At 65.0% G+C, this 25,643-nt stretch carries 24 protein-coding genes; 21 read left to right on the top strand and 3 right to left on the bottom strand.

What is annotated here, in order from left to right; all coding sequences use genetic code 11:
- Positions 1-12: 12 nt before the first annotated feature.
- From cheY to K2O51_RS05500, 9 genes are all read left to right on the top strand, one after another.
- Positions 13-399, top strand: a complete 387-nt coding sequence (gene cheY / locus K2O51_RS05540; protein WP_011301721.1) for a chemotaxis response regulator CheY — start codon at positions 13-15, stop codon at positions 397-399.
- 16 nt (positions 400-415) lie between these two features.
- Positions 416-1,048, top strand: coding sequence for a protein phosphatase CheZ (cheZ, locus tag K2O51_RS05535; protein WP_011301722.1), 633 nt, complete (start codon positions 416-418; stop codon positions 1,046-1,048).
- A gap of 279 nt (positions 1,049-1,327) precedes the next feature.
- On the top strand, positions 1,328-2,470 hold the full coding sequence (gene flhB, locus K2O51_RS05530) for a flagellar biosynthesis protein FlhB (protein WP_011301723.1): 1,143 nt from the start codon (positions 1,328-1,330) through the stop codon (positions 2,468-2,470).
- Positions 2,467-4,548, top strand: a complete 2,082-nt coding sequence (gene flhA / locus K2O51_RS05525) for a flagellar biosynthesis protein FlhA (protein WP_011301724.1) — start codon at positions 2,467-2,469, stop codon at positions 4,546-4,548. Before flhB ends, flhA begins: the two co-directional genes overlap by 4 nt.
- A 10-nt stretch (positions 4,549-4,558) precedes the next feature.
- Complete coding sequence (gene flhF / locus K2O51_RS05520) at positions 4,559-6,973, top strand: flagellar biosynthesis GTPase FlhF (protein WP_011301725.1); 2,415 nt, start codon at positions 4,559-4,561, stop codon at positions 6,971-6,973.
- A gap of 11 nt (positions 6,974-6,984) precedes the next feature.
- Entirely contained in the window at positions 6,985-7,779 is a 795-nt protein-coding gene (locus tag K2O51_RS05515; RefSeq protein WP_011301726.1) for a MinD/ParA family ATP-binding protein, read from the top strand.
- Positions 7,780-7,871: 92 nt separating this feature from the next.
- Complete coding sequence (locus K2O51_RS05510; protein WP_011301727.1) at positions 7,872-8,588, top strand: RNA polymerase sigma factor FliA; 717 nt, start codon at positions 7,872-7,874, stop codon at positions 8,586-8,588.
- Positions 8,589-8,620: 32 nt separating this feature from the next.
- Positions 8,621-9,037 carry a flagellar protein FlhE gene (locus K2O51_RS05505; protein ID WP_011301728.1) on the top strand — a complete coding sequence of 139 codons (417 nt, stop codon included), beginning with the start codon at positions 8,621-8,623 and terminating at the stop codon, positions 9,035-9,037.
- Positions 9,038-9,341: 304 nt separating this feature from the next.
- Entirely contained in the window at positions 9,342-10,571 is a 1,230-nt protein-coding gene (locus K2O51_RS05500; RefSeq protein WP_011301729.1) for an NAD(P)/FAD-dependent oxidoreductase, read from the top strand.
- Between the two features lie 12 nt (positions 10,572-10,583).
- Here the strand turns inward: K2O51_RS05500 and K2O51_RS05495 are convergent, their stop codons facing one another.
- From K2O51_RS05495 to flgA, 3 genes are all read right to left on the bottom strand, one after another.
- Positions 10,584-11,045, bottom strand: coding sequence for a flagella synthesis protein FlgN (locus K2O51_RS05495; RefSeq protein ID WP_011301730.1), 462 nt, complete (start codon positions 11,043-11,045; stop codon positions 10,584-10,586).
- A 7-nt stretch (positions 11,046-11,052) separates the two neighbouring features.
- The gene (gene flgM / locus K2O51_RS05490) at positions 11,053-11,361 is read right to left on the bottom strand and encodes a flagellar biosynthesis anti-sigma factor FlgM (RefSeq protein WP_011301731.1); all 309 of its coding nucleotides are present in this window, start codon (positions 11,359-11,361) and stop codon (positions 11,053-11,055) included.
- A gap of 147 nt (positions 11,362-11,508) precedes the next feature.
- A complete protein-coding gene (gene flgA / locus K2O51_RS05485; protein ID WP_011301732.1) occupies positions 11,509-12,258 on the bottom strand; it encodes a flagellar basal body P-ring formation chaperone FlgA in 750 nt (249 codons plus the stop codon).
- A 239-nt stretch (positions 12,259-12,497) separates the two neighbouring features.
- Here flgA and flgB point away from each other — a divergent pair, with 239 nt between their 5' ends.
- The 12 genes from flgB (at position 12,498) to hutU (ending at position 25,637) form a co-directional block, all read left to right on the top strand.
- Complete coding sequence (gene flgB, locus K2O51_RS05480; protein ID WP_011301733.1) at positions 12,498-12,905, top strand: flagellar basal body rod protein FlgB; 408 nt, start codon at positions 12,498-12,500, stop codon at positions 12,903-12,905.
- Between the two features lie 15 nt (positions 12,906-12,920).
- A complete protein-coding gene (gene flgC / locus K2O51_RS05475; RefSeq protein WP_140950529.1) occupies positions 12,921-13,328 on the top strand; it encodes a flagellar basal body rod protein FlgC in 408 nt (135 codons plus the stop codon).
- 25 nt (positions 13,329-13,353) lie between these two features.
- Positions 13,354-14,034: a flagellar hook assembly protein FlgD gene (gene flgD, locus K2O51_RS05470; protein WP_011301735.1), complete on the top strand. Its 681-nt coding sequence runs from the start codon at positions 13,354-13,356 to the stop codon at positions 14,032-14,034.
- A gap of 82 nt (positions 14,035-14,116) precedes the next feature.
- Entirely contained in the window at positions 14,117-15,370 is a 1,254-nt protein-coding gene (gene flgE / locus K2O51_RS05465) for a flagellar hook protein FlgE (protein WP_011301736.1), read from the top strand.
- Between the two features lie 52 nt (positions 15,371-15,422).
- On the top strand, positions 15,423-16,166 hold the full coding sequence (flgF, locus tag K2O51_RS05460; protein WP_011301737.1) for a flagellar basal-body rod protein FlgF: 744 nt from the start codon (positions 15,423-15,425) through the stop codon (positions 16,164-16,166).
- A gap of 73 nt (positions 16,167-16,239) precedes the next feature.
- Positions 16,240-17,025: a flagellar basal-body rod protein FlgG gene (flgG, locus tag K2O51_RS05455; RefSeq protein ID WP_011301738.1), complete on the top strand. Its 786-nt coding sequence runs from the start codon at positions 16,240-16,242 to the stop codon at positions 17,023-17,025.
- A gap of 10 nt (positions 17,026-17,035) precedes the next feature.
- Positions 17,036-17,734 carry a flagellar basal body L-ring protein FlgH gene (flgH, locus tag K2O51_RS05450; RefSeq protein ID WP_011301739.1) on the top strand — a complete coding sequence of 233 codons (699 nt, stop codon included), beginning with the start codon at positions 17,036-17,038 and terminating at the stop codon, positions 17,732-17,734.
- A 16-nt stretch (positions 17,735-17,750) separates the two neighbouring features.
- Positions 17,751-18,896 (top strand): flagellar basal body P-ring protein FlgI, encoded by a 1,146-nt coding sequence (locus K2O51_RS05445; RefSeq protein WP_235679950.1) that lies wholly within the window; start codon positions 17,751-17,753, stop codon positions 18,894-18,896.
- A complete protein-coding gene (flgJ, locus tag K2O51_RS05440) occupies positions 18,896-19,942 on the top strand; it encodes a flagellar assembly peptidoglycan hydrolase FlgJ (RefSeq protein WP_011301741.1) in 1,047 nt (348 codons plus the stop codon). The genes K2O51_RS05445 and flgJ overlap by 1 nt, the downstream gene beginning before the upstream one ends.
- A 197-nt stretch (positions 19,943-20,139) precedes the next feature.
- On the top strand, positions 20,140-22,035 hold the full coding sequence (gene flgK, locus K2O51_RS05435; protein ID WP_011301742.1) for a flagellar hook-associated protein FlgK: 1,896 nt from the start codon (positions 20,140-20,142) through the stop codon (positions 22,033-22,035).
- Positions 22,036-22,070: 35 nt separating this feature from the next.
- The gene (gene flgL, locus K2O51_RS05430; protein WP_011301743.1) at positions 22,071-23,285 is read left to right on the top strand and encodes a flagellar hook-associated protein FlgL; all 1,215 of its coding nucleotides are present in this window, start codon (positions 22,071-22,073) and stop codon (positions 23,283-23,285) included.
- A 672-nt stretch (positions 23,286-23,957) separates the two neighbouring features.
- Positions 23,958-25,637 carry a urocanate hydratase gene (hutU, locus tag K2O51_RS05425; protein ID WP_220630594.1) on the top strand — a complete coding sequence of 560 codons (1,680 nt, stop codon included), beginning with the start codon at positions 23,958-23,960 and terminating at the stop codon, positions 25,635-25,637.
- Positions 25,638-25,643: the final 6 nt, after the last annotated feature.

The raw sequence follows: 25,643 nt of genomic DNA, 5'->3' as shown, positions 1-25,643 counted from the left end.
GGAGCCTTCAAAGTGGACAAGAACATCAAGATCCTAGTGGTCGACGACTTCCCGACCATGCGTCGGATCATCCGCAACCTGCTCAAGGAACTGGGCTTCAACAACGTCGAAGAAGCCGAAGACGGCGCCGCCGGCCTGGAGAAGGCCAAGGACGGCAGCTTCCAGTTCGTGATCTCGGACTGGAACATGCCCAATATGGACGGCCTGAGCATGCTGCAGGCGATCCGCGCCGACGCCGCCATCGGCAAGACCCCCGTGCTGATGGTGACCGCCGAAGCCAAGAAGGAAAACATCATTGCCGCCGCACAGGCCGGCGCCAACGGCTATGTGGTCAAGCCGTTCACCGCCGCCACGCTGGACGAGAAGATCACCAAGATCTTCGAGAAACTGGGCGGCTGAAGCCAAGGAGCGTCCCATGACTGCGACTCTTCCCCACGATTCCGCAGAGCAACTGATCCTCCGCATCGGCAATCTGACGCGGATGCTGCGCGACAATATGCGCGAGCTCGGCCTGGACAAGGAAATCGAGCGCGCCGCCCAGGCCATTCCGGATGCGCGTGACCGCCTGAACTACATTGCGGCCATGACGGAACAAGCGGCGGAGCGTACGCTCAATGCCGTGGAACTGGCGCAGCCGATCCAGGCCAGCCTTGAACAGCAGGCCGAAGCCCTGGACAAGCGCTGGGACGCGTGGTTCGAAACGCCGGTGGAGCTCGGCGATGCCCGCGCCCTGGTGCTCGACACGCGCGAATTCCTGACCGACGTGCCGAAACAGGCCCGCGCCACCGGCAGCCATCTGCTGGACATCATGATGGCGCAGGACTTCCAGGACCTGACCGGCCAAGTCATCAAGAAGATGATGGACATGATCCGCACGCTCGAGCATGAGCTGCTGCAGGTCCTGATCGAGAACGTGCCTAGCGAGCGACGCTCGGAAGCGCAAGCCGCAACGCTGCTCAACGGCCCGCAGATCAACCCGGAAGGCAAGGCGGACGTCGTTTCCGACCAGTCGCAGGTCGACGACCTGCTGGCCAGCCTGGGCTTCTGAGCGGCTTCTGAGCGGTATCTTCTGGTTTCTCCCTCTTCCATCACATGGAAGAGGGAGGAACGGTCTTGCCGGCCGGACCTTCCGGTGCCGCTCGCTCCATTCCCGCCCTAAAGTCGGTGCTGTCAGGTGCCGTTAACTCCCTGCCGGTGCTCATTTTCCAAACAGCACCGAAATCCCCCGCCTTTTCCGCCTAATGCCTGTCCGGGCGCGCTTCGATAATCCTCGCTGACCCATGGCGGCCTTTGCGTGCCGCCTGACCGTCCTGTCACCGGAGCGTGGATGTCCGACGAAAGCGATCTCGAGAAGACCGAACCCGCCTCACCCCGGCGCCTGGAAAAGGCGCGCGAGGAGGGGCAGGTCGTTCGCTCGCGCGAACTCGCCACGTTCATCATGCTGATGACCGGCGTGATCGGCCTTTGGACGCTCGGTGGCACGATCGGCCGCTCGCTGGACACAGTCATGCGGCAATCACTGCGTTTCGAGCCGGCCACCGCCTTCGACACGTCGCGCATGCTGTCGCGCTTTGCCAACGTGATCTGGGAAAGCCTGCTCGCGTTCATGCCGCTGCTGCTGCTGTTCGGCGTGGCCGCTGTAGCGGCGCCGCTGCTGATGGGCGGCTGGACATTCTCGACCAAGGCGCTCATGCCGAACTTCGGCCGCATGTCGCCAATGTCCGGCCTGGGCCGGATGTTCTCGGTGCATTCCGTGGCGGAGCTGGTCAAGGCCATCGCCAAGTCGCTGCTGGTCGGCAGCGTCGGCGCCTGGGTCGTGTGGCACCGGCTGCCCGATGCCATCGCGCTGATGAACGCCCCGGTCCAGGAAGCCTTGCTGCATATGCTCGACATGGTGCTGCGCTGCTGCGTGCCCGTGGTGCTCTCATTGCTGCTGGTTGCAGCCATCGATGTGCCCTGGCAGTTCTGGGAGCACTTCAAGAAGCTGCGCATGAGCAAGGAAGAGGTCAAGCAGGAATTCAAGGAAAGCGAAGGCGATCCGCACATCAAGGGACGCATCCGCCAGCAGCAGCGCGCCATGGCGCGGCGCCGGATGATGCAGGAAGTGCCCAAGGCCGATGTGGTCGTGACCAACCCGACCCACTTCGCCGTGGCGCTGCGCTACGAGGAAGGCCGCATGAGCGCGCCGCGCGTGATCGCAAAGGGTACCGATGAGGTGGCCGCGCGCATCCGCGAACTCGCCGCCGAACACCGTATTCCGCTGATGTCCGCGCCGCCGCTGGCGCGCGCGCTGCACCGCCATGTGGACCTGGGGCAGGAAATCCCGGCCGGCCTCTACACCGCCGTGGCTGAAGTCCTGGCCTGGGTCTATCAACTGAAACACTGGCACTACTCGCAAGGCCCGCAGCCGTCGGCGCCCAGCGATCTCCTGGTGCCGGACGAACTCGCCGTTCCGGAAAGCCGCGCATGAACGCTCTGAACTCCCTGTTGAAACTGCCAGGCCTGCGCAATGCGGGCCAGCTCAAGGCAATGACCGGGCCGATGCTGATCGTCATGATCCTCGGCATGATGATCCTGCCGCTGCCGGCGTTCGTGCTGGACCTGCTGTTCACGTTCAATATCGCACTGGCCATCATGGTGCTGCTGGTCAGCATGTACACGCAGAAGCCGCTCGATTTCGCGGCGTTTCCTGCCGTGCTGCTGTTCACCACGCTGTTGCGTCTGTCGCTGAACGTGGCGTCCACGCGCGTGGTGCTGCTCGAAGGCCATACCGGCCCGGACGCGGCCGGCAAGGTGATCGAGGCGTTCGGTCACTTCCTGGTCGGTGGCAACTTCGCCGTCGGTATCGTGGTGTTCGCGATCCTGGTGGTGATCAACTTCATGGTGATTACCAAGGGCGCGGGCCGTATCGCCGAAGTGGGCGCGCGTTTCATGCTGGACTCCATGCCCGGCAAGCAGATGTCGATCGACGCCGACCTGAACGCCGGCCTGATCAATGAAGATCAGGCCAAGAAGCGCCGCGCGGAAGTCGCGCAGGAATCCGACTTCTACGGCGCCATGGACGGTGCCAGCAAGTTCGTGCGCGGCGATGCCGTCGCCGGCCTGCTGATCATGTTCATCAACGTCGCCGCCGGCATGGTGGTCGGCATGGTCCAGCACGACCTGGACTTCGGCACCGCCGTGCACAACTACACGCTGCTGACCATTGGCGATGGCCTGGTCGCGCAGATTCCTGCGCTGGTGATTTCGACCGCGGCCGGCGTGATCGTGTCGCGCGTGTCGAACGAGCAGGACGTGGGCGAGCAGCTCACGGGCCAGCTTTTCGCCAATCCGCGCGTGCTGTACCTGACCGCCGGCATCATCGGCATGATGGGCATCATCCCCGGCATGCCGCATTTCGCCTTCCTGGTGCTGGCCGGCAGCCTGATCTGGCTGGGCCGCTACCTGGCGCAGCGCGAGGCCACCGCGCAGCAGACCAAGCAGCGCGAGGAGCGCGCACCCGCCGCCGCGCCGGAATCGACCGAAGCGAGCTGGGACGACGTCACGCTGGTGGACCCGCTCGGCATGGAAGTGGGCTACCGCCTGATCACGCTGGTGGACCGCGCGCAAGACGGCGAACTGCTGGGCCGCATCAAGAGCATCCGCAAGAAGGTGGCGCAGGAAATCGGCTTCCTGGTGCCGGTCGTGCATATCCGCGACAACCTGGAACTGAAGCCCAACGCCTACCGCATCACGCTCAAGGGCGTGGAGATCGGGCGTGGCGAGGCCATGCCGGGACAGTGGATGGCAATCAACCCCGGGCAGGTCAGCGGTACGCTGCCGGGCACGGCCACGCGCGACCCGGCGTTCGGCCTGGAAGCCGTGTGGATCGACGCCGGCATGAAGGAGCAGGCGCAGGCGTTCGGCTACACCGTGGTGGATGCGAGCACCGTGGTCGCCACGCACCTGAACCACCTGATCCACATGCACGCCGCCGAACTGCTGGGCCGCCAGGAAGTGCAGATGCTGCTCGACCGCATCGCCAAGGAAGCGCCCAAGCTGACCGAGGACCTCGTGCCCAAGACCATCTCGCTGACGGCGCTGCAGAAGATCCTGCAGAACCTGCTGGACGAAGGCGTGCCGATCCGCGACATGCGCACCATCCTGGATGTGCTCGCCGAGCATGCGCCGAAGATCAGCGATCCGAACGAACTGACCGCACTGGTGCGCCAGGCGCTGGGCCGCGCGATTACGCAGCAGCTGTTCCCCAATGGCGCCGACCTGCAGGTGATCGGCCTCGACGCGGGCCTGGAGCGCGTGCTGTCGCAGGCGCTGACCAATGGCGGCGGCATCGAGCCGGGCCTCGCCGACGCGCTGCTGCAGCAGACGCAGGGCGCTGTGAGCCGCCAGGAGCAGATGGGCCTGGATCCGGTGCTGCTGGTGCCGTCGCAACTGCGCCCGCTGATGGCGCGCTTCCTGCGTCGCACCATGCCGCAGCTGAGGGTGTTGTCCCATGCCGAAGTGCCGGACAACCGCAATATCCGCATTACCGCAATGATCGGTGCGTGAGGAACGCAAGATGAGCGTAGCGAAATTCGTGGCGGCCAACGGCCGTGAAGCCATGCGCAAGGTGCGCGAAGCCATGGGACCCGATGCCGTGGTGCTGTCCAACCGCACCATCGATGGCGGCGTGGAAATCGTAGCCATGCGCGACACCGACCTGAGCGCCGCATCGGCCGGCGCGCAGGTCTACGTGGCGCCCGCGCCGGTCGTGGCAGCGCCCGAGCCGGTCGTGGCAGCGCCCGAGCCGGCTGCCATCGACGATCTGCGCGGCGAACTGCAGTCCATGCGTGCCATGTTCGAACGGCAATTGGCCGGGCTGGCCCCCGCCGCTGCCGCTGGCGCGGTTTCCAATGGCGATCCGCTGCGCGAATCGCTGTTCGCCTGGATGGTCGGGGCCGGCTTCTCGGCACAGCTTTCGCGTACGCTGCTGGCGCGGCTGCCGGTTGGCTACGACCGTCCCGCTGCCATGACATGGATTCGCGGCGAGCTGGCCAGCAAGGTGCCCGTACTCGACAACGAAGACACACTGTTCGACCAGGGCGGCGTGCTTGCGCTGATCGGTCCGACCGGCGTGGGCAAGACCACCACGACGGCCAAGCTGGCCGCGCGCTACGTGCTGCGCCACGGTCCCGAGCGCCTGGCGCTGCTGACCACCGACAGCTTCCGTATCGGCGCGCATGAACAGCTGCGCATCTATGGCGATATCCTCGGCGTGCCCGTGCATGCGGTGAAAGATGCTGCCGATCTGCGCTTCGCGCTCGCGGCGATGAAGGACAAGCATCTGGTGATCATCGACACCGTCGGCATGAGCCAGCGGGACCGCAACCTGTCGGAGCAGATCGCCATGCTTGCCGGCGTGCAGGCGCCGGTGCAGCGTGTGCTGCTGCTCAATGGCGCCAGCCATGGCGACACACTCAACGAGGTGGTGCATGCCTACCGCCATGACGCCGTGCCGGAAGGCGGTGGCGTCGACGGCTGCATCATCAGCAAGCTCGACGAAGCCACGCATCTGGGCTCCGTGCTCGATGTCGTGATTCGCCATCGCTTGCCGGTGTTCTACGTGTCCACCGGACAGCGTGTGCCGGAACACCTCGAGCTTGCGCAAGGCGCCTCGCTGGTCGAGCGTGCGTTCCTGACGCCGCGCCGTGGTTCGGTGTTTGCCGATGCAGATGCTGCACGGCGCCAGGCCGGCACCCTCGACGAAGCGCCGGGCCGCCAGGGCGGCGCCGACGATGTGCTGCGGTCGCTGACCGACAGCGCGGACGCGCTGGGCCAGTGCGTGAATGAACTCAATGCCGCGCAGCATGGCTTCGACCTGGCGCGCCAGCTCTGGCAGCAGCGCACGGCTGATACGCCCGCACTGCGGCCGATGGCGCAGCAGGTGCGCGAAGCGGTTTGCCGCGACGTGAACCGCGAATGCGACCACTTCGTGCTGTCGCTGACGGCCACGCTGCAGGTGCCAGTACCGGGACGCCGTGCGCCGCAGTCGATGCTGCATACGCTGTGGCTGGGCGACCGCACCGGCATGCCGCTGGCGGCCACGGTTACGCCTGCCGGACGTGCTGGCCAGGCCATGGGCGAAGCCGACGCCGAGGTCGCCACGCTGCGCGCCACCCTTGGCGCGGCGCGGCCCGTCGTGCATATGCTGGATGCGCTACCGGCCGGGGCCACGCTGGCGCGCTGGCAGCAATCCGGCGAGCGCTGGGTCGCTGCCACACGCAAGACGGCGCGCGTGATCACCGGCGGCGCGGCGTGGAAGCTTGATGCACTGGCCGAAACGCTGACGTTCCACGCCATGGGCGAGTTCACCGTGCGTGGCCGCGAGGCCGCGCAGTGGCTCGCCACGGCGGATGTCCGTGTGCCGGAAGGCCCCGTGCGTGGCCGCGGTGCACCGGAAGGCGGCATCGACGCGAAACTCGTGATTGCAAGAATGGTCGACCACGCTTCGGGCGAACTGTTCGATACGCGCTACCTGCTGTGCGACCCGCAGCTGTCAGGCCGGGCCGCGCACACGGCACGCTGGGCGCTGTGGGCCGACAACGCGGATGCGCAGTTCCGCACGCTGCGCCATGCGCTCGATCATTTCGCTCAGGATGGCGAAAGCGCCGCTGGCGGCAGCGTGGCCGCGCTTCAGCTCGGTCTGACGGTGCTGCGCCTCGAACACGCGCCCACGGCTACTGCCCCGGCCTTCCTGGCCCGCCTTGCCGGCCGCACGGCTGCGAGACAGCCCGGCGGCGCATCGGTGCCGGGATCAGTGCTGAATGAAGGCATGGGGCGCCTGCTGGCTTTGCTCGATGTACTCGAAAACTATCCGGGCCGCCCGGTCGTTGACGCCGTCGAGGCCGACGCGTCTGCGGAGCCGGACGTGCAAGCGCAATCGAATGTGGTGGTGGGACTTCCCCAACTCATGGCGCCGGGAGTCGTGTCGTGAGCGCGCTCGCAATGGACCAGGCCGAAAGCCTGCGACGCATGCTGGCGCCGCGTGTCACGCGCCGCATTGCGGTGGTGGCCAGCGAACGCGGTGCCGGTGCGACGACGATCGCATTGGGCCTGTCGCATGCGCTGGCGATGCAGGGCGAACGCGTGCTGCTTGCCGATGAGGACAACGCGGGCCATGCCGTGCGCTTGTCGGGGGCCGAGCCAGCCGGCACGCTTGCCGACGTGCAGGCTGGCCGCATGACGCTGGAGACCGCACTCGGTGCGCGTCCGGCCAGTGCCGTCGCGGTGCTGCCGGCTGGCAAGGCAACGCAGCAAGGTGCGCCATCGGCGGATCCACTGTCGGGTTTTCGCACGGTGCTGGTCGATGCCGCCACGGACGGCGACGGTGCGCTCTCACCGTTGGCGGGGGCCGCACACAATGTGCTCGTGGTGATGCGGCCGGAACTGGCGTCTATTACCGCGGCATATGCCTGCATCAAGCGGCTGCACCATCTGTACGCTTGTCGGCATTTCCATCTGGTGGTCAACATGGCGGCCAATGAGGCCACCGTTCAGGCGATCACAGGGAACCTGGCGCGCACAGGACGGCAGTACCTGGGCGTCGAGATCGGCTGTGCCGGCTGGTTGCCGGCGGACACGCTGGTCACGCGCAGCGTGGAGCTCGGACGGTGCGTGGTGGAAGCCTACCCCGCAGCGCCCGCGACGACCGGATTGCGCCGCATTGCCAGCGGCATCGGCGCATGGCCATTGCGTGCCGAGCCGGCTGCATCGGCTGCGCACGCTGCCGTGGCGGCCTGATGCCGTGACTATTCGAAATTGACGAAGACCCTGAGCCGCCGGCCCGCAAAAACGGGCAGGTTCTGCAAGCAAGCATTCACGAGAATTCCACCATGTACACGATCCAGGGAAAGCTCGAACAGGCCGATGTGGTCAAGACCCACGCGCAGCTCGTGCGCCGCATCGCATTGCAACTGGCGGCCAAGCTGCCGGCCAGCGTGCAGATCGACGACCTGATCCAGGCCGGCATGATCGGCCTGCTCGACGCGGCCAAGCGCTATGAGGACACCCATGGCGCGCGGTTCGAAACCTACGCCAGCCAGCGTATCCGCGGCGCCATGCTCGACGAGGTGCGCGCCAACGACTGGCAGTCGCGCAGCCTGCGGCAGTTCACGCGCCGTATCGAACGCACGCAGCGCGGCCTCGAGCAGAAGCTTGGCCGTGCACCGCTGGATTCGGAGGTTGCGCAGGAACTGGAAATGCCGCTGGACGAATACCAGACCTTGCTCAACGAGGTCTATGGCTGCCAGCTGCTGCACTATGAAGATTTCGAGCGCTCCGGGGAAGAGGACTTCCTCGATCGCCACCTTGGCGGCAGCGAAGACGGCAACCCGCTCACGCAGCTGATGGAAAACGGCATGCGCGCAGCCCTGATCCGCGCCATCGAGCGCCTGCCCGAGCGCGAAAAGCTGGTGCTTTCACTGTGCTATGACCAGGAACTCAACCTGCGCGAAATCGGCGCCGTGCTCGACGTGACCGAATCGCGCGTGTGCCAGATCCGCGGGCAAGCCATTACGCGCCTGCGCAACCAACTGCGCGGGCTGCTCTGATGCGCGGGCGGCACGGCTCAGGTCAGGTTGCCATGCATGCCATCGCGGCGCTGCTTGCTGCGATGGCGACGATTACGTGGGCCGCGCCCGATGACGGCACGAACCACAGCTGGAGCGCATCGGTCAACGGCCCGGCGCTGTATGGCCGCGGGCTGCGTACCGTGTCCCGCCCGATCCTGCCGAGCGGCAACCTGCCGCAGTCGGAAGGCGTCATTACCTCGGTGCGCTGGCGCTACAGTTTTGCCGCGACGCCGCCCACGGATCTGCAGGCCTATCTCTGCAACGACACGCGCTGCGTGCTGCTGCCACAGGCCGAAGGCAAGACCGACGCCTTCGACGGTGATGATGCAACCCAGGGTTTTGTGTTTGCGTTTCGGCTGCCGGGGCAGGGCCCGGTGGCGCCGGTGCTGCAGGGCAAGAGCAATCAGGTGGTTGTGGGGTTCCGATAAGACGCTCAATCCCTCTGACCACGGCCGGGCGTACCGGCCCGGCGATGTGATGCAACCGCCGAGCAACAACCGGCATCGCAATCTCCGCCGGCGCGCACACCGAATGTCCGGTTTCCACGCTGCCAATCCTTCGGTAGCATGTGCCCATGCTGTTCCCTGACAGTTTTCGCGGTTTTCTGTAGCCAATCCCTTCCGTAGCGGTTCCGCCGGATCCTGCAGGACGCGATATCCTGCCGGGAGGGCCGGCTTTATCACTGGTTTGGGCGAAAGCGTTGGCGATACGCCAGGCGTGTTGGAGGTTGGAATGGAAGATCAATTCGCAGACGTGCTGATCATCGGCGCGGGGCCAGCAGGTTCTGTTGCGGCGGGTTTGCTGCGTCGTCGTGGTATTGGTGTGCTGGTGCTCGAGAAGGAGACGTTTCCGCGCTTTTCAATCGGCGAAAGCCTGCTGCCGCAGAGCATGGAGTACATTGAAGCGGCCGGCATGCTGCGGGCAGTGGTAGAGGCTGGCTTCCAATACAAGAACGGTGCCGCGTTTGCGCGTGGAGATCGCTATGTCGATTTCGACTTCCGCGATAAGTTCTCGGCGGGCTGGGGTACGACGTACCAGGTCCAGCGCGCGGATTTCGATCATGTGCTGATACGCGAAGCGGAGAAGCAAGGTGCCGAAGTCCGCTTCCGGCATCTGGTGACGGGCGTCGACGTGTCAGGTGCGCGACCGGTTGTGACCGTGCTCGACCCTGATGGCAACAGCTATCGCGTCACCAGCCGTTTCCTGCTGGATGCATCGGGGTTCGGACGGATCCTGCCGCGCCTGCTGCAGCTCGAGTCGCCATCCGGGTTTCCCGTGCGCAGCGCCATCTTCACGCATGTCGAAGACCGGGTGATGCCGGGTACCTTCGATCGCAACAAGATTCGTATTGGCATTCATCCGCAGCACGTGGATGTCTGGTACTGGACAATTCCGTTTTCGAACGGACGTTGTTCGCTGGGCGTTGTTGCCGAAAAGGCATTCCTTGATGGCTATGCCGGTAACGACACCGAACGGCTGCAGGCGCTGGTGAACGAGGATCCCGCTCTTGCCGGCCTGCTGGCCCATGCCGTGTGGGATACCCCCGCGCGACATATTGCGGGCTATGCGGCTAACGTGAAGTCGCTCTGGGGTAACGGCTACGCGCTGCTTGGCAACGCGGGCGAATTCCTGGATCCGGTCTTTTCCTCAGGCGTGACGATCGCATTCAAGTCAGCCAGTCTGGCCGCCGATTGCATCGCGCGTGAATTCGCGGGCGAATCGGTGAATTGGGAAGCCGACTATGCGCAGATACTGAAGTCCGGCGTCGATTGCTTCCGCGCATTTGTTGATGCGTGGTACGCCGGAGGTTTCCAGAAGCTGGTCTTTCATCCCAACGCCACACCGGAGATCCGCCGCATGATCTCGGCCATCCTGGCCGGCTACGCGTGGGACCGTTCCAATCCGTTTGTCCGGGACCCGCAGCGCGGTCTCAACGTGCTCGAACAGTATTGCGACGATTGAACGCAGGCGGCTTCAGCCGCTGGCCAGGCTGACGCCGCCCGCACCGGCCGATGCCTTGCCGTTCTTGCCGTAAAGCCCGGAGTCGCCGCCGCTGTGCTGGCGCAGCACATTGATCGCTTCGCGCGTGTGGTCCAGGTGCGCAGCGACGATGGCGCCGTTGAGCTGGTTGTTGTCGCGCGCGGCGCGTGCGGCAAAGATCAGCTTGCGCCAGGCATCGCCCACGGCGGGATCGATATTGCGGCCGAGCAACTGGCCCTGCGGGCCCGGGCGCAGGCCCAGCGCGCCCATCTGTGCTTCGCGCGCAGCTACCTGGCGAGAGAGCGCCTGACCCAGTTCCACCTTGCGCGTGAGCAGTCCGCTCAGGGACTGGAAGTCTCCGCCCTTGAGGGCGTCGCGCTCTTCGGTGAGCAGTTGGCCAAACGCCGTGACGGCTTCGGCTTCTTTCTGCAGGCTCTGGATCAGGGGCTGGCTCATGGCTGTTTCAGTGGATGTCGCCCTGGCTCAGTTCGCGCAAGGTGGCGAGCAGGCCGTCGGCAATCTTGCCCGGGTCGATCTTGATCCGGCCTTCGGCGATGGCCTGGCGGATCTCTTCGACCTTGGCGGTGTCGATGTCGTCGTCGGTTTCGTTGGCCAGGCGGCTGCCGATTTCGCGGACCTGCGAGGCCAGGGGGCTTACGCTCACGCCGCTCGTGGTGGCGACGGGGGCACTCTGTCCCGCCTGCGGCCGGACAGTGCTGTCCGCAGCCGGGGCGTCGGCCGGCCTGGACGAGGTGGAATGGTTGATCTTCACGGGCGTTCCTTGCTGGGTTCCACTGTCATTACGGACGCCTTGGCGAAATCTTTAGGAAAATCTCGCCCCGACGGCAGGACTGGCACGCATTGTCGCATGGTCGCCGATCCTGCATTCCAGTGTCCCATGAGACACTTTTGTCGGACGTTATTGCAGCACGACGGTGTCGCCGCTGCGCACTAGGCCGCTCACTACCTGCCCGTTGCGCAGGCGGATCTGCACCGAGTTGCCGATGGCGGCATCGGCGAGCACCTTGCCCTCGCTGGTGATCTGGAAGGCGTCGCCTTCCACCGCGACGGTCACGGTCTGGCCGGAGCGTACGGCGATCGATTTCTTCAGCAGATCGGTGCGCATGGGCGAGCCCGCTGCGACGCGGTTGGCCGTGACTGCGCCCACGACCTGAGACGGGTCGGTAATCACGGCCTTGGGCAGCGTGGACAGGTCGCCCTGCCGCACTTCAAGGTCGGCCGGCGTCACCGGCTCGCCCGGGCCGAGCGCGCGCACGGCCACGTAGTAGTCCGACAGCACGGACACGCGTGCCTGCATATAGCGGATCCACGGCCGCTCGCCGCCGCAGCGCACGCCGACCGAAATGCGGCCCCATGGCGAAGCGCCCGGAGGCAGGAACGGATCGGGCGACACGCATTCCGGAGCGCGGCCACCTGACGGCGGCTGCACCTGAACGGTGGCCTTGCCCGGCAGGCCGGCCGTCTGGCGCAGCAGGAACTGCTCCACGGCCGCGCGTACCGGGTCTTCCGGGAATGGATTGGTCGCCTGCATGGCCACCGGGGTGACCTGCGCAGGCGCCGCCAGGGCTTCGCCGGCCACGGCTGACAGGACGCCTCCTGCCAGCAGGGCCAGCGCCGGCCTGATGACGGCGCGATGGATCTTCTTCATGTCTTCATCCCAGCAAGGACGACGCGGCGGCCACGGTGGCAACTGAGCCGCTTGTGCGGCCGCACGCAAGGAAACGGGTCCCATTGTAGGCAGCCGTTGCCGGGCAAGCCCTCCGAATTGCATGGATTTCCCGTTCTTATTCATCCGATTGGCGTGACAGGGCTGAACCTAAGATGCGATCCCTGAAGAAGGTCGCCCTTCGTCGTTCGCTCCAAGTTGCTCCAAGCGGAGATGCATACATGATTGACAGACTCGACTCGGCATTGCGCTTCCAGCAGGAAGCGCTGAGCCTGCGGACTCAGCGGCAGTCGGTGATTGCCTCGAACATTGCGCATGCCGATACGCCCGGCTACAAGGCCCGCGATTTCGATTTCTCGAGCACGCTGGCGCAGACCATGGAGCGCGGCCGCCGTCCCGACGGCGTGTCGCTGTCGACGACCTCCGTGCGCCACTTGCCGGCACAAGCACCGACCCGCGACGACGCCGATCTCGCTTACCGCATTCCCCTGCAGTCGAGCGTCGACGGCAATACGGTCGAAATGGACACCGAACGTGTGGCCTTCGCCGACAACTCGGTCCACTTCGAATCGAACCTGACCGTGGTGAGCTCGAAGATCAAGACCATGCTGGCCGCGATCCAGCAGTAAGCGCCGGAGACACACATGCCAGCAATGAACATCTTCGACGTCGCGGGCTCGGCCATGGCTGCGCAATCGCAGCGCATGAACGTAACTGCGTCCAACCTGGCCAACGCCGACAGCGTGGTCAGCCCCGACGGCCAGGCCTACCGGGCCAAGCAGGTCATCTTCGGCATGGCGCCTACGCCCGGCCAGAGCGACGTCGGTGGCGTGCAGGTGCAAGGTGTGATGGAAGACCCGTCGCCGCCGCGTATGGTCCACAACCCCACGCACCCGATGGCCAATGCGGAAGGCTATGTGGTCATGCCCAACGTCAACCCGGTGGAGGAGATGGTCAACATGATTTCGGCCTCGCGCTCGTACCAGGCCAACGTTGAGGTGCTGAACAGCGCCAAGAACATGATGCTCAAGACGCTGACCATCGGCCAGTAACGACAACGGACTCATCCAACGCGACATGACTACTACCTCCTCGGTCAACAACAGCAGCAGCGCCAGCAGCACCACGAACGTCAATGCGGCGCTCCAGAGCGGCAGCGCCAGCGCCGCCGATCTGCAGAGCAACTTCCTGAAGATGCTCGTGACGCAGATGAACAACCAGGATCCGCTCAACCCGATGGACAACGCGCAGCTGACTTCGCAGCTCGCGCAGATTTCCACGGTCAGCAGCATGCAGACCATGAACTCCACGCTGACCCAGCTGCTGAACCAGACGAGCGCAAGCCGCGCCATGGATTCGGCTGCGCTGATCGGCCGTACGGTGATGGTGCCGGGTTCGCAGTTCTCGGTGAAGGACGGCGTGGCCGGCCAGTTCGGCGTGGACCTGCCGTCGACGGCCGATGCGGTGACCGTCAACGTGCTCGATGCCCACGGCAACGTAGTGCGCACCATCGACATGAAGGGCCAGACGGCCGGCGTGCACGACATCGCCTGGGACGGCAAGAACGATGCCGGGGTGGCGGTTGCAGACGGCGATTACAGCTTCAAGGTCAGCGCCACGGCCAATGGCACCTCGGTGCAGCCGGTGGCACTGGTCTACGGCAAGGTCAATAGCATCAGCGGCGATTCGTCTGGCGTGCTGGTGGATGTTGGCAACGGGCAGCAGGCGAACGTGGACGACGTGCGCCGCATTCTCTGATTCTGAACGCGGGGCCGCGGCCCTGATTCCTGCCGGCAGCGCGCTGGCGACAAACGAAATACAGGTATCAAGGAGAAACTAAATGGGTTTCGGTCAAGGCGTAAGCGGCATTAATGCCGCCGCAGCGAATCTGGATGTGATCGGCAACAACATCGCAAACTCCAACACCGTCGGCTACAAGGCGTCGACTGCGCAGTTCGCAGACGTGTACGCCGGCACCAAGATCGGCCTGGGTACCACGGTCAACTCGGTGGTGCAATCGTTCACGCAGGGCAATATCCAGGCGACCAATCGCTCGCTGGATGTGGCCATCACGAACGGCAGTGGCTTCTTCCGGCTGGTCGGGACGGATGGTTCGGTGCACTTCTCGCGCAACGGCCAGTTTGCCCGCACCGACGACGGCCGCATCGTCAACGCCCAAGGCCTGCAGCTGACCGGCTTCCCGCCAGCTGGTTCCGGCGGCGGCGCACTGCCGCAGCCGCTGGTCGTCTCGAGCGCGCAGATGCCGCCGAAGCCGACGGGCAATATCAAGGTTGGCTACAACCTCGATTCGCGCAGCAGCGTGCCTGCCACGGCATTCTCCAGCACGGCCGCAGACCCGACCGCGACGCCTCCGACCCCCGCAGCGTTGCCGACTTCCGACATGTACAGCTACAGCAACAGCATGACGGTGTATGACTCGCTCGGCAATTCGCAGCAGCTGGTTGCGTACTTCGGCAAGTCCTCCAGCGGCCCGACTGTTACCGGTGGCACCGACTGGACGATGAACGTGACGGACGCCGCCGGCAACGTCATGGGCGGATCGCCGATCACGCTCGCGTTCGACAGCAACGGCAAGCTGACGTCCACCAGCCCTGCCACGATCACGCTGACCAAGACCATGACGAATGGTGCTTCCGACCTGTCGATGAAGCTGGATCTTGCCGGCACGACGCAGTTCGGGTCGGACAACGACGTGATGAGCCCATCGCAGGACGGCTATGCATCGGGCGCGCTGCTGGGCTTTGCAATCGAGGGCGATGGCACCGTGCGCGCCAGCTACTCGAACGAGCAGACGCAGGTGCTGGGCCAGGTCGTCCTGGCGAGCTTCGGAAACCCCGAGGGCCTCAAGCCGGAAGGTGGCAACACCTGGGCAGCGACCGGTGCGTCCGGCGAGGCCATCGTCGGCGCGCCGGGCGGCGCCCGCGGCCAGCTGCTGTCGAGCGCAGTGGAGGCCTCCAACGTCGACCTGTCGGGCGAACTGGTCAACCTGATCGTCGCGCAGCGCAACTACCAGGCCAACGCCAAGACCATCGAGACGCAGAACCAGGTCATGAATTCGCTCATGAACATGTAAGCATGGTGAGCGGCGTGAAGAGCGTGAAGAGCAAGCAAGCTGAGGCAAGTCGATGGACCGCATGATCTACACCGCCCTGTCGGGCGCCAAGCAGATTCTCGACCAGCAAGCCGCTGTGTCGAACAATCTGGCGAACGTTTCGACGCCGGCCTTCCGCGCGCAGGTCAATATGTACCGCGCGGTGCCGGTGGTGGGGCAGGAGTCGCCCACGCGTGCCTTCACGCTGGCGTCGACGCCGGGCGCCGACATGCGCGCGGGTCCGCTGACCTATACCGGCCGCCCGCTGGATGTTGCCCTGCAAGGCAACGGCTGGCTGGTGGTGCAGGCGCGCGATGGCAGCGAAGCCTACACGCGCGCCGGCTCGTTGCAGATCGCGCAGGACGGGCAGGTGCAGACCAGCTCGGGTCTGCCTGTCATGGGCGACGGTGGCCCGCTGTCGGTGCCGCCTGGCTCGCAGGTGACGATCGGCAGCGACGGCACCATCACAGCGCGTGGTCCTGGCGAAGCCTCAGCGGGCCTGGCTCAGGTGGGCAAGCTGCGCGTGGTGAACCCGCCCGCCGATTCGATCGCGCGTGGCGATGACGGCCTGTTCCGCCTGCGCCCCGGTGCGCAGCCGCTGGAAGCCGACCCGACCGTACGCGTGGTTTCGGGCGCGATCGAAGGCAGCAACGTGAATCCGACTGAAGCGATGGTCGACATGATCGCCAATGCCCGGCGCTTCGAGATGCAGATGAAGATGATTACCGGCGCCGACACCAACGACCAGCGCGCGAACCAGCTGCTCTCGACCAACTGAAGCGGCGCCGCCGCACCCATGAACGCATGACGCGCGGGGCCATGCGGCCCTGCACAGGATTCCAAGGAATACCATGATCCGCTCTCTCTGGATTGCCAAGACCGGCCTCGATGCGCAGCAGACGCAGATGGACGTGATCTCGAACAACCTCGCCAACGTGTCCACCAACGGTTTCAAGCGTGGTCGCGCGGTGTTCGAGGACCTGATGTACCAGAACATCCGCCAGCCGGGCGCGCTGTCGTCGGACCAGACCACCCTGCCTTCGGGCCTGCAGCTCGGCACCGGCGTGCGCCCGGTCGCCACCGAGCGCATCCACACGCAGGGCAATCCGCAGCAGACCGGCAATTCGAAGGACGTGGCCATCATCGGCCAGGGCTTCTTCCAGGTCGCGATGCCCGACGGCACCACGGCTTATACGCGTGACGGTTCGTTCCAGGTCGACCAGAACGGCCAGCTCGTGACGTCGAGCGGCTTCGTGATCCAGCCGGCCATCACGATTCCTGCCAACACGACTTCCATGACCGTTGCCCGCGACGGCACGGTGTCGGTGACCCAGCCGGGCTCGAGCAACAACGTGCAGGTCGGCCAGCTGCAGCTCGCCACCTTCATGAACCCGGCCGGCCTGGAAAGCATGGGCGAGAACCTGTACGTGCAGACCGATGCCTCCGGCGCGCCCAACACCACCGTGCCGGGCCTGAACGGCGCGGGCGTGCTGCAGCAGAACTACGTGGAAGCGTCGAACGTCAACGTCGTGGAGGAGCTGGTCAGCATGATTCAGACCCAGCGCGCCTATGAAATCAACAGCAAGGCAGTGCAGACATCCGACCAGATGCTGCAGCGCCTGACGCAAATGGGCTGACGGAGTGGATATGGCCAACATGCTTTCCCGCCTAGGCGCGCGCGTTCTGTATTGCCTGGCCGGCCTGGCATTGCTGGCCAGCGGCGGCTGCGCCCTGATGCCGCGCGAGCCGCTCGTGCAACTGCCGACCACCGCGCGCGCCGAGCCGCGCCCGATGGGCCCGGCAACGGGTTCGATCTTCGCGTCCTCATACGCCGGCAACCCGCTGTTCGAGGATCGCCGTCCGCGCAACGTCGGCGACATCCTGACGATCGTCATTACCGAAAACGTCAACGCTACCAAGAATTCGGGCACCAATGCCAGCCGCACCGGCAGCACCTCCATGGCATTTGACGCGGTGCCCAAGGCACTGGCCGGTTTGTTCAGCAGCAGCTCGAACGCCAGCATCAATGGCGCAAATGCACTGAAGGCAAGCGGCGGCGCCAGCGCGGCCAATACCTTCAACGGCACCATCACCGTGACGGTGCTGGAAGTGCTGGCCAACGGCAACCTCGTGGTCTCGGGCGAAAAACAGCTCGCGATCAACCAGGGCGCCGAATTCATCCGTTTCTCGGGCGTGGTCAACCCACGCACCATCACCGGCGACAACGGGGTGCTGTCCACCCAGGTTGCCGATGCCCGCATCGAATACACGGCCAAGGGCTATATCGACGAAGCGCAGAACATGGGTTGGCTGCAGCGCTTCTTCCTCAATGTCTCACCGTTCTGATTGCTCTGATTCGCCCATGTCCGCTCCGATGCTTGCCCGTTTCCTGTCGAGCCTGCTCAAGGCCAGCGTCACCGCGCTGGCGGTGGTGGTGGCGTTCGGCTTCGCCGCCAATTTCGCTCGCGCGGAGCGCCTGAAGAACCTGGCGACGTTCCAGGGCGTGCGTGACAACCCGCTGGTGGGCTACGGCCTCGTGGTCGGCCTGGACAATACCGGCGACCAGACCATGCAGACGCCGTTCACCACGCAGAGCCTGACCAACATGCTCTCGCAGCTCGGCATCACGCTGCCGGCCGGGAAGAACATGCAGCTCAAGAACGTGGCGGCAGTGATGGTCACCGCCACGCTGCCGGCGTTTGCGCAACCGGGGAGCCAGCTGGACATCGTGGTGTCGTCGATGGGCAATGCCAAGAGCCTGCGCGGCGGCACCCTGCTGATGACGCCTCTGAAGGGCGCTGACGGACAGGTGTACGCGATTGCACAGGGCAATATGCTGGTGGGCGGCGCTGGTGCATCGGCCAATGGCAGCAAGGTGCAGGTCAACCAGCTGGCCGTGGGCCGTATTGCCAATGGCGCGATTGTCGAGCGTGCGGTGGCGGCCTTTCAGCCTGACGGTGGGGTCCTCAACCTGGAACTCAAGGACACGGATTTCGGCACGGCCGAGCGCGTGGTGGAAGCCATCAACCGCTCGATGGGCGGCGGCGTGGCAGCGGCACTCGATGGCCGTGTGGTGCAGGTACGTGCGCCGCAATCGCCGTCGGCACGCGTGGGTTTCCTGGCGCGCATCGAGAACCTGGACGTGACGCCGGCCAAGGCGGCGGCCAAGGTGATCCTGAACGCGCGCACGGGTTCCATCGTCATGAACCAGGCCGTGACTGTGGAAGACTGCGCAGTGGCACACGGCAATCTTTCGGTGGTAATCAACACCCAGCCGGTGATCAGCCAGCCCGCGCCATTCAGCGGCGGGCAGACCGTGGTTGCCCCCGTGTCGCAGATCGACATGAAGCAGCAGGGTGGCTCGCTGCAGATAGTGAAGGCCGGCGCTTCGCTGGCCGCCGTGGTCAAGGGTCTGAATGCACTGGGCGCAACGCCGGCGGACCTGCAGACCATCCTGGAAGCGATGCGCGCGGCCGGGGCGCTGCGCGCCGAGCTGGAGATTATCTGATGGACAGCGCTCTCTCCGCGCAGGCGGATGTATCGCAGCGCTTTGCCCTCGACACGCAAGGCTTCGAGGCGCTCAAGCAAAGCGCGCGCAGCGGCGCTGACACAGGCACGCTGCGTGCCGCCGCGAAGCAGTTTGAGGCCGTCTTCACGCAGATGGTGCTCAAGAGCATGCGCGATGCCACGCCGCAGGACGGTGTGTTCGACAGCGAGCAAGGCAAGCTCTACATGTCGATGCTGGACCAGCAGCTTGCACAGCAGATGTCTTCGCGCGGCATCGGCCTGGCCGAAGTGATGGTGCGTCAGCTTGCGCGCGCCACGGGTGCGCAGGTTCCACCGGGCATGATCAGTGCCAACGCCGCGCCGGGTGCCACCGGCACCGCGGCAGCCGATGCCGAGATGGCACGGCTGCTGGACGGCCGCGGCGCCGGCGCGGCGACTGCTCAGGATGGCGACGCACCGGCCATCGGCACCGTGGTGCCGGGCGCGAGCTGGAACCCGACGGCGGGCCTGCGGCAATACCGCGAGCAGGACTATGCCTGGCAGGGACAAGGGCAGGGCGGTAGCAATCTCGGGCCGTTGCCCGACGATGCACCGGCGCACGTGAGCGCGTTTGTATCGCGCATGTCCGCACCCGCCGAAGCAGCTTCGCGCGTCAGCGGCGTGCCGGCGCGGCTGATCGTCGGTCAGGCGGCATTGGAATCGGGCTGGGGCCGCCGCGAAATTACGCATCCCGACGGCAGCACCACGTTCAATGTGTTCGGCATCAAGGCCGGCGCGAACTGGAAGGGCCGCGTGGCTGAAGTCACCACGACCGAGTATGTCGATGGCCAGCCGCAGAAGGTGCGCGCGCGCTTCCGCGCCTATGGCTCGTATGACGAGGCGTGTGCCGACTACGCACGGCTGCTGACCACCAATCCGCGTTACGCGGCCGTGGTGTCGGCAGGCTCTGCCGACGAAGCAGCGCATGGCCTGCAACGCGCGGGTTATGCCACCGATCCTGCCTACGGGCAGAAGCTGGTGCAGATCATGAAGAAGGTGTCGGCGTAAGCGCTCGTCGACGAGTCCCTCCCTCTCTCGCTCTCGGGAGAGGGGCCGGAGTTGAAGGTTGGCGCACGCAGTTGCGACACCGCTCGTCCAGCGCGGATGACCCTAAAGTCTCCCGCGTAAATTGCCGATAACTCTCACATTCCCTGCCTCCGACCCAGTACGCCGGAGGCATCAACAGCATCCGGGGTCAGAGCAACATGTCTCTCTTCAGCATTGGTCTTTCCGGCCTGAACACCGCGCAGAACGCGCTGACGACGACCAGCCACAACTTCGCCAACGCGGCCACCGAAGGCTATTCGCGGCAGAACACCATCGTGGCTTCCGCTGGCGGGCAGTACACCAGCCAGGGCTTCTTTGGCATGGGGTCGAACACGACCACCGTGGCTCGCGTGTACGACCAGTTCCTGACCGGCCAGCTGCGCGGTGCGCAGTCGGCCGGTTCGGCGCTGTCGACCTACTCCGACCAGATCGGCCAGATCGACAACCTGCTGGCCGACCAGAAGGGTGGCCTGGCGCCCCTGATGCAGAAGTTCTTTTCGGCGGTGCAGGCCGTGGCCGATACGCCGGCTGACCCGGCAGCTCGCCAAGGCATGCTTTCGGCAGGCCAGGCGCTGGTGGGGCAGGTGCGCTCGGCCAGCAACTACTTCAAGCAGTTGCAGTCCGGCGTGAATGAGCAGATCGGCACTGCCGTCGATCAGATCAACAGCTACTCCAAGCAGATCTCTAACCTCAATGGCGAGATCGCGAAGCTGAAGGCACTGTCGGGCGGCCAGCCGCCCAACGACCTGCTGGACCAGCGTGACCAGGCCGTATCCGAACTGACCAAGCTGGTCGGCGCCAAGGTCGTGGTGCAGGACGGCGGTACCTACAACGTGTTCATCGGCAACGGCCAGCCGCTGGTCATGGGCAACGAGTCCTATGACCTGAAGGCCGTCGCGTCGGCGGCCGATCCTGGCCGTACCGTGGTCGCCTACACGGTGCCTGGCGGTGGCCTGCGTGAAAGCGAGAGCGGCGCCATCACCGGCGGCTCGCTGGGCGGCCTGCTGCAGTTCCGCAGCGAAACGCTGGATAGCGCGCAGAACTCCATTGGCCGCCTGTCGCTTGCGATCGGCCAGGCCTTCAATGACCAGCACAAGCTGGGCATGGACATGAACGGCGATATCGGCACCGACATGTTCAAGCTGGGCAGCGCGACCACGCTGTCCAACGCCAACAACACGAGCAGTGCCATCGCGCAGGCCACGGTCACCGACGCATCGGCCCTGACCACGAGCGATTACACGCTGGAGTTCGACGGTACCAACTACAAGCTGACCCGCATGTCGGACAAGCACGTCGAAACCTTCGCTCCGACTGACCCGATCCAGTTCGATGGTTTTTCCGTGCAGCTGAACGGCACCCCGAGCGCTCATGACTCGTTCCTGATCCAGCCGACGCGCAACGCCGCGGCCAGCTTCGACATGGCGATCTCCGATCCGGCCAAGATTGCCGCGGCAGCGCCAGCAGGGGTCGATGCCGGCAGCACGAACCAGGGCAGTGGCACCGCCGCACTCGGTAGCGTGGCACCGGGCTTTACCCCGATGACCGGCAAGATCATCGCCACCTACGACGGTACCGGCTACACCTTTACGGACGCGTCCGGTGCGGCGATCACCCCGGACAGCACGGCGGCGAACGGTGCGAACACCGACTACACGTTTGGTGGCCTGACCTTCACGTTTGGCGGCACGCCCAAGGCGGGCGATTCGTTCACGCTCGGTTCGAATGCGGGCGCGGTGAAGAACAACGGCAACGCGCTCGCGCTGGCCAAGCTGCAGAGCGCCAAGACCATCGGCGGCGTGTCCAGTTTCAACGATGCCTATGCCCAGCTTGTCAACGATGTCGGCACGCGAGCCAAGTCCGTGCAGATCGCCTCGACATCGCAGGACAGCATCACCGCTCAGATCACCGCTGCGCAGCAGTCGGTATCGGGGGTGAACATGGACGAGGAAACGGTGTCCATGCTGCGCTTCCAGCAGATGTATCAGGCCAACGCACGGGTGATTCAGGCGGCCTCGACGCTGTTCGACACCATCATCGGCATCGGCCGGTAAGCCGAACCGAACAGGAATCCGAGAAGGAACAGACAATGCGCGTCGCAACCTCCACGCTCTACCAGCAAGGCCTGGCCTCGATGAACATGCAGCAGTCGTCGCTGCTGCATATCCAGCAACAGCTCGGCACCGGCCGCAAGGTGCTCACGCCGTCCGACGACCCGGTGGCCGCCACGCGCGCACTTGGCGTCACGCAGGCAAGCGCGATCAACGACCAGTACACCACCTCGCGCAACCAGGCGAATATTTCGCTGGGCATGGAGGAAAACACGCTGTCGACCGTGACCACGGTGACGCAGAACATCCAGACGCTGCTGGTACAGGCCGGAAATGGCACGCTGAGCGATGTGGACCGCGCCTCGCTGGCCACCGCGCTCAAGGGACAGTACGAGCAGTTGCTGGGCCTGGCCAACGCCGACGACGGCAACGGCCAGTACCTGTTCGGCGGCACGCTGTCGGGCTCGCCGCCGTTCGTGCAGGGTGGAGGCAGCGTCCAGTACATCGGCAATACCGAGCAACAGCAGTACCAGGTCGACGTAGCGCGCCAGATGCCGGCAGGCAGCAACGGCCGCGAGGTATTCCAGAGCGTGCAGGGCTCGGCTGGCTATGTGCTCAAGGGCAACAGTGCGAACACGGGCAGTGCTACCTACGGTCAGGTATCGACCACCGATCCGACCAATCCGCTGTACGGTACCCCGCTCACGCTGACGTTCGACGACAGCAGCGGCTCGATGCAGTACACCATCACCGATCCGAGCGGAAACCCCGTTGGCGGTACGCCGCTCGCCTACACCGACCCAGGACAGATCGCCGTCGCGGGTGTCACCTTCACGGTCAAGGGAGCGCCTAAGACGGGCGACACCATCAGCATTCAGCCGGCCAGCCAGGCGGGCACCGACATGTTCGCGAACCTGAAGTCGGTGATCGACGCGCTGGACGCGCCGGTGCATTCCGACGCCGACAGTGCCAACCTGAACAACGTCATTGCCACCGGCATCCGCCAGTTCTCGAATTCGCTGGATAACGTGCTGACGGTGCGCGCGTCCGTGGGTTCGCGCATGCAGGAACTGGACGCGCTGGACACCATTGGCACGAACCGTGGTCTGAACTACACGGAGACGCTGTCCGGCCTTCAGGATCTGGATTACGCTTCAGCGATTACCGAGTACTACCAGAGACAGACTGCATTGCAGGGCGCGCAGCAATCGTTCATGCAAATTCAAGGGATGAATTTGTTTAAGTATCTGTAAGGACGGTAGCGGGTCGGGCATTCCGTGTTTGTGCACGGACAATAAAGGCTCAAAACCCGCGATAGATTAAATCCAAAAAGTGATTGAAGAATTGGCCTCGAGCCCGGTATCTATACCGGTTTCGAGGCTTTTTTGTTCTTAAGCCGATCTTGCTAAGCGAATCGATGCGGTTCGGAACGCCTGACACATCTTAATGTGGTGCGTATGGCACTGTTATTTCGTTGCAGCATATGAGAAGCGCTGGGCGGCCACTGAATTTGGCTTCGTGGTTGAATTCTACGGTGACGACGGAATCCCCGAGTTCCGTGATTCCCCGCTTCGGTGCCGCTCGAGACTGGGGTCGTACAAAAGTCGTCGCTCGAACCGTTGGGTGAGATCAGACGGTATTTCGCGACCGCATTACATCTCCCGTCTTTACCAGGCTTACATCCAGCGAACAGAAGGCGGGGGCTCACCGACTCCCCCGTTGTAGTGGGTGCCTGGGCGGTTCCCACCCGACCCTCACGCACGGTCAAGTCCGGGCGCAGTCACTTCCAGCAGAGATCTTTGCTCGTCCTCGGGAATACCCCAATACATCTATGCTTGTATATACAACACTATACACCCCTATCAGATGACGTTTTCTGGCCGTGCCGTGGGCCAGTTGTTCCGAAATTCCGAAGGAGTTGTGCCGTGAGTGAGAACCCCCGTTTCCGCGATATCGAAATCCGTGCCCCGCGTGGCAACAAGCTGACCGCCAAGAGCTGGCTGACCGAAGCGCCGCTGCGCATGCTGATGAACAACCTCGATCCCGAGGTCGCGGAGAACCCGAAGGAACTGGTGGTCTACGGCGGCATCGGCCGCGCCGCGCGCAACTGGGAATGCTATGACCGCATCGTCGAGGTGCTGACCCGCCTGGAAGATGACGAGACGCTGCTGGTGCAGTCGGGCAAGCCGGTTGGCGTTTTCCGCACGCACCGCGACGCGCCGCGCGTGCTGATCGCCAATTCCAACCTGGTGCCGCACTGGGCTAATTGGGAACACTTCAACGAACTCGACGCCAAGGGCCTGGCCATGTACGGCCAGATGACCGCCGGTTCGTGGATCTACATCGGCAGCCAGGGCATCGTGCAGGGCACGTATGAAACCTTCGTCGAGGCGGGCCGCCAGCATTACGGTGGCAGCCTCAAGGGCCGCTGGGTGCTGACCGCGGGCCTCGGTGGCATGGGCGGGGCGCAGCCGCTGGCCGCGACGCTGGCCGGCGCGTGCTCGCTGAATATCGAATGCCAGCAGAGCCGCATCGATTTCCGGCTGAAGACGCGCTATGTCGACGAACAGGCCACGGACCTGGACGACGCGCTGGCTCGCATCGACCGCTATACCTCGCAAGGCAAGGCGATCTCGATCGCGCTGTGCGCCAACGCCGCCGAAGTGCTGCCCGAACTCGTGCGCCGTGGCGTGCGTCCGGACATGGTCACCGACCAGACCAGCGCGCATGACCCGCTCAACGGCTACCTGCCGGCGGGCTGGGGCTGGGACGAATACCGCGAGCGCGCGCAGCGCGAGCCGGCCGTGGTGGTGAAGGCCGCCAAGGCGTCGATGGCCGCCCACGTGAAGGCCATGCTGGACTTCCAGAAGAGGGGCGTGCCGACCTTCGACTACGGCAACAACATCCGCCAGATGGCCAAGGAAGAGGGCGTCGACAACGCCTTCGATTTCCCGGGTTTCGTGCCGGCCTATATCCGCCCGCTATTCTGCCGCGGCATCGGCCCGTTCCGCTGGGCTGCGCTGTCGGGCGACCCGCAGGACATCTACAAGACCGACGCCAAGGTCAAGGAACTGATTCCCGACGACGAGCACCTGCACCGCTGGCTCGACATGGCGCGCGAGCGCATCAGCTTCCAGGGCCTGCCGGCGCGGATCTGCTGGGTCGGGCTGGGCCTGCGTGCGAAGCTGGGTCTCGCATTCAACGAGATGGTGCGCAGCGGCGAGCTGTCGGCACCGATCGTGATCGGTCGTGATCACCTCGACTCCGGTTCGGTCGCGAGCCCGAACCGCGAGACGGAATCCATGCAGGACGGCTCGGACGCCGTCTCCGACTGGCCGCTGCTCAATGCGCTGCTCAACACCGCGAGCGGCGCGACCTGGGTGAGCCTGCACCACGGTGGTGGTGTCGGCATGGGCTTCTCGCAGCATTCGGGCGTGGTGATCGTCTGCGACGGCACCGATGAAGCCGCCGCGCGCATTGCCCGCGTGCTGAACAACGATCCTGCCACCGGCGTGATGCGCCATGCCGATGCTGGCTACCAGATCGCCATCGACTGCGCACGCGAAGCCGGTCTGAACCTGCCGATGCTCGGCACCTCCAAGTGAACCTGA

It is taken from the genome of Cupriavidus pinatubonensis (assembly GCF_019602855.1).
Classification (GTDB): Bacteria; Pseudomonadota; Gammaproteobacteria; order Burkholderiales; family Burkholderiaceae; genus Cupriavidus; species Cupriavidus pinatubonensis.
The sequence above is the reverse complement of the archived record's forward strand: the minus strand, read 5'-3'. Positions and strand labels throughout refer to the sequence as shown.

What these genes read in the sequence shown, in the direction of transcription:
- cheZ (WP_011301722.1), top strand. Translation starts at nt 416, where the DNA reads ATGACTGCGACTCTTCCCCACGATTCCGCAGAGCAACTGATCCTCCGC.
- flhB (WP_011301723.1), top strand. Translation starts at nt 1,328, where the DNA reads ATGTCCGACGAAAGCGATCTCGAGAAGACCGAACCCGCCTCACCCCGG.
- flhA (WP_011301724.1), top strand. Translation starts at nt 2,467, where the DNA reads ATGAACGCTCTGAACTCCCTGTTGAAACTGCCAGGCCTGCGCAATGCG.
- flhF (WP_011301725.1), top strand. Translation starts at nt 4,559, where the DNA reads ATGAGCGTAGCGAAATTCGTGGCGGCCAACGGCCGTGAAGCCATGCGC.
- K2O51_RS05515 (WP_011301726.1), top strand. Translation starts at nt 6,985, where the DNA reads ATGGACCAGGCCGAAAGCCTGCGACGCATGCTGGCGCCGCGTGTCACG.
- K2O51_RS05510 (WP_011301727.1), top strand. Translation starts at nt 7,872, where the DNA reads ATGTACACGATCCAGGGAAAGCTCGAACAGGCCGATGTGGTCAAGACC.
- K2O51_RS05505 (WP_011301728.1), top strand. Translation starts at nt 8,621, where the DNA reads ATGCATGCCATCGCGGCGCTGCTTGCTGCGATGGCGACGATTACGTGG.
- K2O51_RS05500 (WP_011301729.1), top strand. Translation starts at nt 9,342, where the DNA reads ATGGAAGATCAATTCGCAGACGTGCTGATCATCGGCGCGGGGCCAGCA.
- K2O51_RS05495 (WP_011301730.1), bottom strand. Translation starts at nt 11,045, where the DNA reads ATGAGCCAGCCCCTGATCCAGAGCCTGCAGAAAGAAGCCGAAGCCGTC.
- flgA (WP_011301732.1), bottom strand. Translation starts at nt 12,258, where the DNA reads ATGAAGAAGATCCATCGCGCCGTCATCAGGCCGGCGCTGGCCCTGCTG.
- flgB (WP_011301733.1), top strand. Translation starts at nt 12,498, where the DNA reads ATGATTGACAGACTCGACTCGGCATTGCGCTTCCAGCAGGAAGCGCTG.
- flgC (WP_140950529.1), top strand. Translation starts at nt 12,921, where the DNA reads ATGCCAGCAATGAACATCTTCGACGTCGCGGGCTCGGCCATGGCTGCG.
- flgD (WP_011301735.1), top strand. Translation starts at nt 13,354, where the DNA reads ATGACTACTACCTCCTCGGTCAACAACAGCAGCAGCGCCAGCAGCACC.
- flgE (WP_011301736.1), top strand. Translation starts at nt 14,117, where the DNA reads ATGGGTTTCGGTCAAGGCGTAAGCGGCATTAATGCCGCCGCAGCGAAT.
- flgF (WP_011301737.1), top strand. Translation starts at nt 15,423, where the DNA reads ATGGACCGCATGATCTACACCGCCCTGTCGGGCGCCAAGCAGATTCTC.
- flgG (WP_011301738.1), top strand. Translation starts at nt 16,240, where the DNA reads ATGATCCGCTCTCTCTGGATTGCCAAGACCGGCCTCGATGCGCAGCAG.
- flgH (WP_011301739.1), top strand. Translation starts at nt 17,036, where the DNA reads ATGGCCAACATGCTTTCCCGCCTAGGCGCGCGCGTTCTGTATTGCCTG.
- K2O51_RS05445 (WP_235679950.1), top strand. Translation starts at nt 17,751, where the DNA reads ATGTCCGCTCCGATGCTTGCCCGTTTCCTGTCGAGCCTGCTCAAGGCC.
- flgJ (WP_011301741.1), top strand. Translation starts at nt 18,896, where the DNA reads ATGGACAGCGCTCTCTCCGCGCAGGCGGATGTATCGCAGCGCTTTGCC.
- flgK (WP_011301742.1), top strand. Translation starts at nt 20,140, where the DNA reads ATGTCTCTCTTCAGCATTGGTCTTTCCGGCCTGAACACCGCGCAGAAC.
- flgL (WP_011301743.1), top strand. Translation starts at nt 22,071, where the DNA reads ATGCGCGTCGCAACCTCCACGCTCTACCAGCAAGGCCTGGCCTCGATG.